Annotated in this window: 11 protein-coding genes; 6 read left to right on the top strand and 5 right to left on the bottom strand. The window is 69.9% G+C overall.

The features are described from left to right. Window positions 1-19: 19 nt before the first annotated feature. Both P2T62_RS09920 and P2T62_RS09925 read right to left on the bottom strand, forming a co-directional pair. A complete protein-coding gene (locus P2T62_RS09920) occupies window positions 20-1,237 on the bottom strand; it encodes a HEAT repeat domain-containing protein (protein WP_276261601.1) in 1,218 nt (405 codons plus the stop codon). Window positions 1,238-1,827: 590 nt separating this feature from the next. Further along, entirely contained in the window at window positions 1,828-2,541 is a 714-nt protein-coding gene (locus tag P2T62_RS09925) for a protein sorting system archaetidylserine synthase (protein WP_276261237.1), read from the bottom strand. Window positions 2,542-2,676: 135 nt separating this feature from the next. Between P2T62_RS09925 and P2T62_RS09930 the strand changes: the two genes are divergently transcribed. From P2T62_RS09930 to P2T62_RS09945, 4 genes are all read left to right on the top strand, one after another. Then, window positions 2,677-4,230 (top strand): DHH family phosphoesterase, encoded by a 1,554-nt coding sequence (locus P2T62_RS09930; protein ID WP_276261238.1) that lies wholly within the window; start codon window positions 2,677-2,679, stop codon window positions 4,228-4,230. 80 nt (window positions 4,231-4,310) lie between these two features. Beyond that, complete coding sequence (locus tag P2T62_RS09935) at window positions 4,311-5,117, top strand: CBS pair associated ParBc domain-containing protein (protein ID WP_276261239.1); 807 nt, start codon at window positions 4,311-4,313, stop codon at window positions 5,115-5,117. 40 nt (window positions 5,118-5,157) lie between these two features. Further along, window positions 5,158-6,183 carry an ABC transporter ATP-binding protein gene (locus tag P2T62_RS09940; protein WP_276261240.1) on the top strand — a complete coding sequence of 342 codons (1,026 nt, stop codon included), beginning with the start codon at window positions 5,158-5,160 and terminating at the stop codon, window positions 6,181-6,183. Continuing rightward, window positions 6,180-7,043 carry an ABC transporter permease gene (locus tag P2T62_RS09945; protein ID WP_276261241.1) on the top strand — a complete coding sequence of 288 codons (864 nt, stop codon included), beginning with the start codon at window positions 6,180-6,182 and terminating at the stop codon, window positions 7,041-7,043. The genes P2T62_RS09940 and P2T62_RS09945 overlap by 4 nt, the downstream gene beginning before the upstream one ends. 29 nt (window positions 7,044-7,072) lie before the next feature. Here the strand turns inward: P2T62_RS09945 and P2T62_RS09950 are convergent, their stop codons facing one another. Then, window positions 7,073-7,516 carry a DUF7522 family protein gene (locus tag P2T62_RS09950; RefSeq protein WP_276261242.1) on the bottom strand — a complete coding sequence of 148 codons (444 nt, stop codon included), beginning with the start codon at window positions 7,514-7,516 and terminating at the stop codon, window positions 7,073-7,075. A 127-nt stretch (window positions 7,517-7,643) separates the two neighbouring features. Here P2T62_RS09950 and P2T62_RS09955 point away from each other — a divergent pair, with 127 nt between their 5' ends. Together P2T62_RS09955 and P2T62_RS09960 are read left to right on the top strand one after the other, a co-directional pair. Further along, window positions 7,644-9,344 (top strand): acyl-CoA mutase large subunit family protein, encoded by a 1,701-nt coding sequence (locus P2T62_RS09955; RefSeq protein WP_276261243.1) that lies wholly within the window; start codon window positions 7,644-7,646, stop codon window positions 9,342-9,344. Window positions 9,345-9,398: 54 nt separating this feature from the next. After that, window positions 9,399-9,800: a hypothetical protein gene (locus tag P2T62_RS09960; protein ID WP_276261244.1), complete on the top strand. Its 402-nt coding sequence runs from the start codon at window positions 9,399-9,401 to the stop codon at window positions 9,798-9,800. An 82-nt stretch (window positions 9,801-9,882) separates the two neighbouring features. Here P2T62_RS09960 and P2T62_RS09965 read toward each other — a convergent pair whose 3' ends face one another. Both P2T62_RS09965 and P2T62_RS09970 read right to left on the bottom strand, forming a co-directional pair. Beyond that, entirely contained in the window at window positions 9,883-10,764 is an 882-nt protein-coding gene (locus P2T62_RS09965) for an ABC transporter permease (protein WP_276261245.1), read from the bottom strand. After that, window positions 10,761-11,714 carry an ABC transporter ATP-binding protein gene (locus tag P2T62_RS09970; protein WP_276261246.1) on the bottom strand — a complete coding sequence of 318 codons (954 nt, stop codon included), beginning with the start codon at window positions 11,712-11,714 and terminating at the stop codon, window positions 10,761-10,763. Before P2T62_RS09970 ends, P2T62_RS09965 begins: the two co-directional genes overlap by 4 nt. Window positions 11,715-11,892: the final 178 nt, after the last annotated feature.

The following is an 11,892-nucleotide window of genomic DNA, read 5'->3' on the forward strand; positions in this document are numbered from 1 at the left end:
TTATCGGCCTGTTCCGAGTTCAGGCCTCTTGCTTCGTCTTCCCGAGCGCGTCCGCGGCGCGCTGGGCCTCGTCCTGCACGATGAACGCGCGGTCGTCGGCGTAGGCCGCGGCCGATTCGAGCGCCCGCTCCGTGCCGATCTGGTTGAGCGCCCAGGCCGCCGCGGCGCGGACCGAATCGTCGTCGTCCTCGGTGATGCGGCTAGCGAGCGGGTCGATGGCGCGGGTGTCGCCGATCATCCCCAGCGTGCGGGCCGCGCGGGCGCGGACCTCGGCGTCCTCGGCGACGAGGCGGTCGGCCACGTCCTGAGTCGCCTCCTCGCTGCCGATCTCGCCGAGCGCCCGGAGGACCGTCCGCTGGAGCGGCGGGTTCGACTCGTCCTGGATGTAGTCGACCAGCGTCTCGACGGCACGGTCGTCGGCGATCTTGCCGAGTACCTCGATGGCCGGCCGGTCGCGCTTCTGGGCGCGCTCCATCATCGCGTCGTAGGCCTCCTCGGAGCCCATCCGGCGGAAGGCGTCGATGCAGTTCTCCTCCATGAACTCGCTGGTGAGGTACTCCAGCGCCATGAGGATGCGCTCGGGGTCGTTCTCCTGCTCGGCGATGCGGACGACGCTCAGCTCGGGCGGGAAGTCCTTCCGGTTCTCGGAGGTGAGCCGGTCGTAGAACCCCTCGGCGGTCATCTTCTGGCGGACGGAGAGGTCGTCCCACGTCTCGGCGTCGTCGACACCGCTCTCCAGTGCGTCGGCCGCCTCCACCAGCGCGGCTAGCGTCTCGGCGTCCTCGTCGGCGTCGAGGCCGGCGCCCTCGATGGCTTCGGCAGCCTCGTCGAGCGCCGCGGACGCGTCGGCTGGCGTCTCGCCGGCGTCGGCGTCGACCGAGAGGTCCTGCTCCTCCAGCGCCGCCAGGAACGTTGCCACGGCATCGACGGCCTCGGTCTCGCCGCGCTCGGTCCACTCGGCCTCGCCCAGGGTCCCCTGGGCCGACTCGATGACCGCGACAACGTCCTCGGCGTATGGGCCACGGGCCTCCTCGATGCCGTCGCGGAGTTCCTCGACGCGGGCCTCCAGCTCTGCACGCGGGTCCTCCGCGTCCTCGTCGTCCTCGTCAGGTTCGGGCAGGTCGGCGGCCTCCAGCGTGGCGGCCACGTCGTCGAGGTCGGCCTCCACGTCGTCGAGGTCGGCCTCCGTCTCTGCTGCCTCCAGGGCCTCCGCGACCTCGTCGAGCTGTTCGTTCAACTCCTCGGCCCCGACGTCGACCGCGAGCGCGTCCTCCTCGTCCGCTGCGTCCTCTTCGTCATCTGCTGCTTCTTCGGTGTCCTCCCCGTTGTCTGCTGCTTCTTCGGTGTCCTCCCCGTTGTCTGCTGCTTCTTCGGTGTCCTCCCCGTTGTCTGCTGCTTCTTCGGTGTCCTCCCCGTTGTCTGCTGCTTCTTCGGTGTCCTCCCCGTTGTCTGCTGCTTCTTCGGTGTCCTCCCCGTTGTCTGCTGCTTCTTCGGTGTCCTCTGTGTCGGCGTCGGGTTCGGCCGCATCCGATTCGGCCTCCTCCTCGTCCGCCTCCCTCGCTTCGGTCTCGGGTTCCGCGGCCTCGTCGGCCGCTTCCTCGTCCTCGGTCGCTGCATCGGCATCTTCGGTCTCCTCGGACGCGTCGGGCACCGTCTCGCCCTCCTCGTCCGGGCTCTCGTTCTCGAAATCGAACTCCTCGTCGTCGGCCGACTCGGCCGTGTCGGGGGAGTCCTCGGGGTCGTCGGGCGCGTCCTCGTCGCTCATGGGGGTGAGTTGTTCCATTCGCGCCAAAGGCGTTTCCGTTCGCTTCCCGCGGTGGGCGACGCTCAGGTCGCGCGCCAGTAGAAGCGTGGCGCCAGCAGGAGGTACGCCAGCGCCGCCAGCAGGAGGCTCCGGGGGAACGCGCCGCCGAGTGCCGTCGGGAACAGCACCGCCAGCGCCTGCAGCGCTCCCAGGACGAGCGCGTCCCGGGCGTACAGTTCGGGGTAGGTCACCGGCGCGAGCATCAGGTATACGAACAGGCCGGTGACCCCGAGCAGGACCGCTGCCACCGAGGTACCGAGGGCCGATGCCAGCGGGCCCAGTCCGGCGAGGTAGCCGGCGGCGAGGATGGTCCCGGCCAGCGTCGTCTGGACGCCCTCGGTCGTCGCGCCGTCCACGTCCTCGGCGGTGTAGAGACCGAGCCGGAGGACGGCGGCCGCGACGAACAGCCCCGGTATCAACAGGCTGGCCGCGCCGATTCCGTCGAGCGTCAGGCCCCACTCCGCGCGGGCGACCGCGAAGACGAACACGGCGGGGGCGACCGCGAAGGAGGCCACGTCGGCCAGCGAGTCCAGTACCTGGCCCACGTCGGTCCCGCCGAACTGCCGGGCCAGCACGCCGTCGAGGCCGTCGGCGATGGCGGCCAGCAGCAGGAGACGGGCGGCCACCACCGGGGCGGTCGTGGCGACGGCGGCAGCCGCGAAGCCCAGCGCCGCGTTGGCCACGGTCACCACGTCGGCGGGGCCGATCCGGCCGACGAAGCGGGGCTGGACGCGCATACCGTCGGCGTCGGCGTTCGCGCTCTTAGTCGGTTCGTTCTCCGGTCGACTGAGGCACCACGTGGACTCCGGGACGACAGCACCCGCGTTCCCGCTGACGGTGGGTTTTAGCGGCTGGCCGCACTCGCCTGGGCTATGGTGTTCCGGCTGGTGCTGGGGTGTGGCTCGGTCGGTCGCAGGCTCGTGACCTCGCTTTCGGGCGACGGGGACCTGCTGGTCCTCACCGACGACGAGTCACGGGTCGACGCGCTCCGAGAGGAGGGCGTCGCTGCGGAGGTGGCCGACCCCACGAGCGCGGATGCCATCCGCGCCCGCGCCGGCCACGTGGACAGCGTCATCGTCGGGAGCCCGGCGGCCGCCCGGAACCGCGAGATCGCCCTCGCTGGGCGCGAGGCCTACCCCGATGCCTTCCTGCTGGCCTACACGGGCCTCGACGCGACCCCGGGTGACTGCGAGGCCCTCGCCGGGCTCGCCGACCGCACGGTCGACCCCGGGTCGGCGGTCGCCGAGGCGCTCCTCGACCGGGTCGGCGACGCCGGCTACCGCCTCCGCCGCCTCAACCGCGTGCTCAACGCCATCGATGGGCGGCTGGCGGTCGTCATGCACGACAACCCCGACCCCGACGCCATCGCGTCGGCGGTGGCGCTGTGCACGCTCGCCGAGCGTGCCGGGCTGGAGGCGGATGCCTGCTACTACGGCGACATCAGCCACCAGGAGAACCGGGCGCTGGTGAACCTGCTCGAGTACGACCTCGTTCAGCTGGACCCCGACGAGGATCCCCGCGACACCTACGGGGGGTTCGCCCTGGTCGACCACTCTCGCCCGGGCGTCAACGACCAGCTCCCCGTGGACCTGTCGGTGGACGTCGTCATCGACCACCATCCGCCCCGGGGGCCGGTCGAGGCGTCGTTCGTCGACCTCCGGAGCGACGTGGGTGCGACCAGCACACTGCTCACGGGGTATCTGGAGGGGTTCACGGTCGAACCATCGGCAGCGGTCGCGACCGGCCTCCTGTTCGGCATCCGGGTGGACACGAAGGACTTCTCGCGCGAGGTCTCCATCGAGGACTTCCGCGCGGCCGCGACGCTGGTCCCGCACGTCGATGCGAGCGCGCTCGACCGCATCGAGTCGCCCTCCGTAAGCGTCGAGACGCTGGAGTGCATCGGACGGGCCATCCGGAAGCGGCAGGTCCACGGCGAGGTCGTCGTCTCCTGTATCGGCCGGACGAACGACCGCGACGCACTGGCACAGGCCGCCGACACGCTGCTGGATCTGGAGGGCGTCTCCGTCACCTTCGTCTACGGGTACACCGACGAGATGGTGTACGGGTCCGCCCGCGCGCGGGCGACGGACCTCGACCTCGGGGAGGCGCTCCGGGACGCCTTCGGCCAGATCGGGAGCGCCGGCGGCCACGCCGACATGGCCGGCGCCCAGCTCCCGGTCGGCGCCCTGGCCGTCCAGTTCGACGAGGACGAGGCCGAGGGTGTCGAGCACGACCCGGAGGACGACCTCCGGGAGGCCATCGACTCGCGCTTCCTCGAGGCGCTGGACATCACGCCGGATCTCGCGGCCAAGACGGTGTACGGCCGGGGGAACTACATGGGCGGTGACGCGGCACTCCTGGGCGCGGGCGCCCGGGGAGGGTCGAACGTGAGCGAGGAGCGTGACCCACCGGACGACGGCACGTGAGATGCCGGGCGACGGTGCGGGTTCGTCCCCGACCGTCGACAGGGGAGCGCTTTTGCTCTCGCGTCCCCCACGACCTGACGATGGTAGACCGCGTTGACGAGAAACCCCGGGTCCGGGATTACATGACGCGGGAGGTCGAGACGGTGTCGGCCGACGAGACCGTGGGCGAGGTCTCACGGCAGATGGCCGAGAGCGAGGGTCACGGCGGCTTCCCGGTCTGTGACGGGCGTCGCGTCGAGGGGTTCATCGCCGCGCGGGACATGCTCCTCGCGGACGACAACGACCCCATATTCAAGGTGATGAGCCAGGACCTCGTCGTCGCGCACCCGGAGATGGAGGTGATGGACGCCGCGCGGGTCATCCTCCGGTCGGGCATCCAGCGGCTCCCGGTGGTCGACGACGCGGGCAACCTCGTGGGCATCATCTCGAACGCCGATGTCATCCGCTCACAGATCGAGCGTGCAACGCCCGGCAAGGTGGACAAACTCAAGCGGACCCTCCAGAACATCCACGACGTCGGCGCCTCCGAGGAGCGGCGCACGGTCGAACTCGCCGCCCTCCGCCCCACACAGTCGAAGGTGTACTCCGACGAGCTGGAGGGCCGGAGCTACGAACTGGAGAACGGGCTCGCGGAGCCGCTCGTCGTCATCGACAACGCCGGCGAACTCCTCCTCGCCGACGGCCACCACCGCGTCAAGGCGGCCCACAAGCTCGGTATCGAGGAGATGGACGCCTACGTCATCGTCCTCGACGAGCGGGTCGCGCTCGGGATGGCCGAGACCGCCGAGAAGGAGGACCTCCACGATATCGAGGACATCCAGGAGGTCGACTACGCGCACCACCCGCTCGTCGAGACGACCCACCGCCTGCAGGAGAGCGAGCGGTGAGGGCGGGGGCCTTTTGCCCGCGCCACCCCAACGAGGGGTAGTGACCGATCCCACGGGCAGGCCCCCGACAGCCATCGGGGCCCCCGCCGTCGCGGTCCGGAACCTCCGGAAGACGTACGGTGGCGACGACGGCGTGGTGGCCGTCGAGGACGCCTCCTTCACGGTCGACCGCGGCGAGGTGGTCGGGCTCCTCGGGCCGAACGGTGCCGGCAAGACGACCACGCTGAAGGCCGCCCTCGGCCTGCTCGTCCCCACCGCGGGGAGCTGTGAGGTGATGGGCGTCGACGTCCACGAGGAGACGGCCCGTGTCTACCGCCAGGTCGGCGCGATGCTGGAGGGCGCGCGCAACGTCTACTGGCGACTCACGCCCCGCGAGAACCTCTCGTTCTTCGCCTCCCTGCAGGGTATCGACCCGCGGATGCGCCGGGAGGACCATGACCGGCTCCTCGACTCGCTGGGTCTGCTCGACCGCGCGGACGATGCCGTCAACGACTTCTCGCGTGGCATGAAGGGGAAGGTGGCGCTGGCCGCGACGCTGGCCCGCGAGACGCCCGTCGTATTCCTCGACGAGCCGACGCTGGGACTGGACGTGGAGGCGACCCGCGACCTCCGGAGCCGCATCCGCCGACTCGCCGACGAGGAGGGCCGAACGGTGCTGCTGTCGAGCCACGACATGGACACGGTGCAGGCGGTCTGTGACCGCGCCGTCGTGATGAACGAGGGGCGCGTCGTCGCGGACGACGCCGTCGAGAACCTGGTCGGCCTGTTCCGGACCCGCGACTACGAGGTGACGGTCGCCGGGACGCTGGGCGGACGGCGGGCGACGCTGGAGCGGGAGTTCGGGGCCGACGGCTTCCGCGAAACTGCGGACGGGCTCCGGTTCACCGCCACCGTGCCGGAGGGCCAGTTCTACGACCTCGTCGACCACCTTCGCGACGCCGATGTCGAGGTCGTCTCGGTCTCTGCGCGGGAGACGGACCTCGAGGAGGCGTTCCTCCGGCTCACGGGGCGGGACCACGGCGACGGGCCGGACCACGAGGGGCGGCCGGAGGTGCGCGCGGAATGAGCGCGGACGACGCCAGCGGGCGGCCGGACGGCGGCACCGTCGCACACGACCCACTCCCGGCGACCGAGCGGTCGGGCTCGGCGACCCTCCGGGAGTCGTACGTCCTCGCACGCGCGGTGGCGTACAAGTCGCTCATCCTCCGGATCCGGTACGCGTTCAACACCGTCACCAACCTGTTCACCATCTACGTCTTCTTCGCGCTCCTGTTCTTCGGGGGTCGGGCCATCGCGCCCCAGGCCATCACGGACTCGCTGACGGGCATCATCGTCGGGTTCTTCCTCATCCTGATGGCGACGGTGGCGTACTCGGACCTCTCCTGGGAGCTCATCCGCGAGGCCCAGTGGGGCACCCTCGAACAGCTCTACATGTCGCCGCTGGGGTTCCGCCGGGTCGTCTTCCTGAAGACCGCCGTCAACCTCGTCGTCGCGTTCGCGTTCGGCGCCATCCTGCTCGGGCTGATGCTCCTGACGACGGGGACGACGCTCGCGCTCGACCCGCTGACGGTCGTTCCGCTGGGCCTGCTCGCGATGGGGCCGGCTGTGGGCGTGGGGTACGTCCTCGGTGGCCTGGCGCTCCTGTTCAAGCGCGTCGAGAACGTCTTCCAGATCGTCCAGTTCAGCTTCGTCGGGCTCGTCGCGGCGCCGGTCGACACCTACCCGCTGCTGAAGCTCCTGCCGCTCGCGCTCGGTGCGGACCTCCTCCGCGACGCGATGGGCGGTGGGCTCCGGCTGTGGGAACTCCCGGTGGCGGACCTCGGGCTGCTGGTTCTGAAGGCGGTCCTCTACGTCGCTGTCGGCCACATCCTCTTCGGCTGGTTCGCGCGGCGGGCCCGCGACGGCGGCAAGTTGGGCAAGTACTGAGCGCCCCCCGTCCCGCAGGCGCCAGCCGGCTACGACCGGGGCCGGTCGCGGACCGGGTTCGAGTCGGGTGGGTCCGACACGTACAGCACCTCGATGCAGTCCCTGACGAAGGAGGTGAGGTGGCCACCGATGGCGTGGTCCATCGAGATGCCCACCACGGAGCCGTCCGGGACGAGGAGGTGGACGACGAGCGCCTCCCCGAAGACGTACGTCGCCGCGTGGAGAGGACCGAACTCCGGATCAAGCTCGTCCGGGACCTGCGCGGCCTGGCCCGCCTCGGTGAGCGTCTTCACGCGTTCCAGGCGCGAATGGACGGCAGCTTCGGAGATGTCTCCGCGGACGAAATGTACCGTCGCGCCATCGTCGTCGTAGACGACACACGACCGGAACCCGTCGTCGAACCGTCGCTTCAGGTACCGGACGAGCGCCCCGGGGTCGATTCCGTGTGCTGCCCCGTCACTGCCGGTCGTCATGTGTGAGGTAACGGCCATCCCGGCATAACTGTTCCCGGCGACCAGCTCGATACGGCGGGGCCGGGGGTATCCCGAAGTGACCGCCCCCACGCCAACCTTCTTGCCAGCCGGACGCGAACCCCGACGCATGTTCGACGAGGAGGACCTCGAATCCATCAGGGACTCGCGCGAGGAGTGGGAGTCGGAGACGCTGGACCCGTGGCTGGAGCGGGGCGGCGAGCGCAAAGAGGAGTTCGTGACGGTGTCGAACCACGAGATCGACCGGCTGTACACGCCCGAGGACGTCGAAGACCTCGATTACGAGGCGGACCTGGGCAACCCGGGCGAGCCGCCGTACACGCGGGGGCCGTACCCGACGATGTACCGCGGTCGCACCTGGACGATGCGCCAGTTCGCGGGCTTCGGGACGGCCGAGGAGACCAACGAGCGGTTCCACTACCTCATCGACGAGGGGCAGACGGGCCTCTCGACGGCGTTCGACATGCCGTCGCTGATGGGGCTGGACTCGGACGACCCGATGAGTCTGGGCGAGGTGGGCAAGGAGGGTGTCGCGGTCGACACGCTGGCGGATATGGAGGTGCTGTTCGACGGCATCGACGTCGGCGAGGTGAGCACGTCGTTCACCATCAACCCGTCGGCCGCCGTGATTTACGGGATGTATCTCGCACTCGCGGACCAGCAGGGGGTGCCGCGCGAGCAGGTCCGCGGGACGCTGCAGAACGACATGCTCAAAGAGTTCATCGCGCAGAAGGAGTGGGTCATCCCGCCCGAACCGTCGCTGGACCTCGTGACCGACACCATCGAGTTCGCCGTCGAGAACACGCCGAAGTTCTACCCCGTCTCCGTGAGTGGGTATCACATCCGGGAGGCCGGCTCCACCGCGGCCCAGGAGGCGGCGTTCACGCTGGCGGACGGCTTCGCGTACGTCGAGGACGCGATGGACCGCGGCCTCGGGGTCGACGAGGTCGCCCCACAGCTGTCCTTTTTCTTCAACTCGCACAACTCGATGCTGGAGGAGGTGGCGAAGTTCCGGGCTTCGCGGCGCGTCTATGCGCGCATCATGGACGAGTGGTACGACGCCGAAGCGGACGCTTCGAAGCGGCTGAAGTTCCACACCCAGACCGCCGGGCAGTCACTGACGGCCCAGCAGCCGCTGAACAACATCGTCCGGACGACCGTGCAGGCGATGGCGGCAGTGCTGGGCGGCACACAGAGTCTCCACACCAATTCCTACGACGAGGCGCTGGCGCTGCCGAGCGAGGACGCGGTCCGCGTTGCCCTGCGAACGCAGCAGATTCTCGCGGAGGAGTCGGGTGTGGGCGACACGGTGGACCCACTCGGTGGCTCGTTCGCGATCGAGAAGCTGACCGACGAGATGGAGGCGGAGATCATGGCCTACATCGAGGAGATCCGGGAGATGGGCGACGGTTCCGTGCGCGATGGAGTGCTGGCGGGCATCGACCGTGGGTACTTCCACCGCGAGATCCAGGAGGCGAGCTACGAGTACCAGCAGCGCGTCGACGCCGGCGATGAGGTGGTCGTGGGGGTCAACCAGTACCAGATCGACGACGACCCCGACCTGGATATCCTCCACGTCGACGAGTCGACCCGGGACCGCCAGCTCGCCCGCCTGGAGCGGGTCAAGGACGAGCGCGACGACGAGGAGGTCGAAGCGACGCTGGAGGCGCTGGAGGAGGCCATCGAGGCCGACGAGAACACGATGCCGTACATCGTCGACGCCGTCAAGGCGTACGCGACGATGGGCGAGATCATGGAGGTCTTCGAGGCCCAGTACGGCGCCTACCAGGAGAAGATCGGACTCGCCTGAACGGCACTCGGCCGAACTGAAACCGATTTACGGCCCGCTCTCCTACCGGAACGCGTGTCCTCGTCGGACGAATCCACCACGCTCAGGGCGGCCGCCGCCGTCGGTACGGTCGTCGCCGCCCTGCCGGTGCCCGCGCTGGCCCCCGCCGCCGGCGGTGGGCTCGCCGCGGCCCTCGCCACCGGGAGCCGCCGACGGAACGCGGGGCTGGGTGCCGTCGTCGGGTTCGGGGGCGGTCTGCTCTACATCACCGGGTGGGCCGCGCTGGTGCTGGTGCTCTCGGGGACCTTCCCACCACAGCTTCCCGACGGTGGCCCGTTCGAGGGGTTCGCGCTGTTCGTCCTCGTGCTCGATGTCCTCGGTGGAGCCATCGGGGGTGTCCTGGGAGGCGGACTCGCCCGGAGGGCCAGGGACCGGGGGAGCACGAGCGAGCAATCCGGGCACGAACAGCCGGAATAGTTCGGAAATCTGGAACCCTCTGTCCGAATGGAGGGGATAGGATTATAATTTATCCATCTGTAGGAATATCGCGCGCTCGAACCTACAGCAGGTCCCGACGCCGCCAGACGGCCAGCGCGCCGAGTGGGACGATCACAGTCCATGCCAGCAGCACGATGGCGGCGAACTCCGAGGTGACGGCGAACGACTGGACGGTCGACTCGACGACCACCTCCTCGGTGGCCGGGTTGTAGTCCGTCTCGACGGCGCGTGTCAGCAGCGGGTGGCTCCCGGTGCCGAAGTCGGCGTACTCCGTGGTCAGTTTCACGTACGCGTTGAGGGGGTTGATCCGCCCGATCCAGTAGTACCAGTCCGGCGCGAACGGGTACCGTTCCGCGTCGGTCACCTCGAGCAGGACCGCCTGGAGGGCGGGCCAGCCGCCACGGAAGAGCGCGAAGAGGCCCACCGACCCGACCACGGCGCGGGTCGAGGTGGAGGCGACCGCCGACAGCGCGAGCCCCAGCCCGACGAACAGGAGCGCGTACAGCAGCGTTACGGCGGTGAGGCCGAGCATCTCGACGTACGAGCCGTTCTGGAAGAGCGCCCCGACGGCGGCCGTACAGACGAGCAGCCCCAGCGCGAGCGGCGCACCGACCGAGGTCATCCGCGACGCGAACTTCCCCAGGAAGGCGTCCAGCCGGGAGTTGGGCAGGCCCATGAGGAACCGGACGCTGCCGGACTCGCGCTCGCCCGCCAGCGCCGAGTACGAGCCGAGGAGGCCGACAAGCGGGATCAGCGCGTGCCCGACGGCTCCGATGGCGAAGACCGCGGTCCGCTGGTCCGGCGGCGGGCCGTGGTTGTCGAGGGCGTACATCCCGAGGATGATGCCCGCGGTGGCGAGGAGGAGCAACAGGGCGACGACCGGCACGAGCCGCGACCGGTACGAGGACAGCAGGTCGCGCTTCCAGACGTGGCGATAGCTCATCGGCCACCTCCGTCGGCCGCGGTCGCCTGTTCCGGTGCCGGGGTGGCCCCGTCGCCGTCCGTGTACTTCGAGAAGACCTCGCCGAGCGACGCCTCGCGGACGTCGAACTCGCCGAGGCGTCCGGCCTCCGAGACCCGGTTCAGCACACGCAGTTTGGTGTCGGCGTCCTCGCAGACCGCCTCCAGCCGGCCGTTCGGGAACCCCACGTCGCGGACCCCCTCGATGGCCTCGATGCCCGAGAGCGGCTCCGGGTCACCCGTCAGCTCGACGACGAGGGTGCTGCCGGCGCCGAGCTCGTCGCGCAGGTTCTCGACGGAGTCCTCGGCGACGATCTCCCCATCGTAGAGGATGCCGACCTCGTCGGCGACGGCCTCGACCTGTTCGAGGATGTGCGAGGAGAAGAACACCGTCGCGCCCCGGTCGCGCTCCTCGTGGACGATCTCGCGCAGGGTGCGTGCCCCGTTCGGGTCCAGGCCCGTCGAGGGCTCGTCCAGCACGAGCAGTTCGGGGTCGTCGACCAGGGCGACGGCGAGCGCGAGGCGCTGCTTCATCCCCTTCGAGAACCCACCGGCGCGGCGGTCAGTGGCCGATTCGAGGTTCACCCGGGCGATGAGCTCGTCGGGATCGTCGTCCGCGCTCCGGGTCTCGATGGCGTGCTCGACGTGCTCACGCGCCGTGAGGTGTTCGTAGACGCCGTAGCCCTCGAGCAAGGAGCCCGTGCGCTCGCGGACGGGGACCGAGTCGCGCTGTGGATCCTCGCCGAGGACGCGGACCTCGCCGGCGGTCGGCGATGCGAAGTCGAGCATGATGTTGATGGTGGTCGACTTGCCGGCGCCGTTAGGGCCGAGGAAGCCGAACACCTCGCCGGATTCGACCGTGAGGTCGACGCCACGGAGTGCGGTCACGTCGCCGTACGACTTCCGGAGGTCGTCGAGTTCGACGACGCTCATGGGGACACCTCGCGGTACCGGCCGGGAGCGCGGGGACCTGTCATCGTCGGGAACCGGTCCGAACGCGGCATAAGTCTTGTTCGTGGCCGGGAGCGCGGGCCAGCGTCGGCCGGCGGTGGTGGACACCGGCGGTGGCCCCACCCAGTGTAATCTGGCCCGCTGCGGGCCGGGGTAGTCG

Origin of the sequence: Haloglomus litoreum (assembly GCF_029338515.1) — an archaeon.
GTDB classification, from domain to species: Archaea; Halobacteriota; Halobacteria; order Halobacteriales; family Haloarculaceae; genus Haloglomus; species Haloglomus litoreum.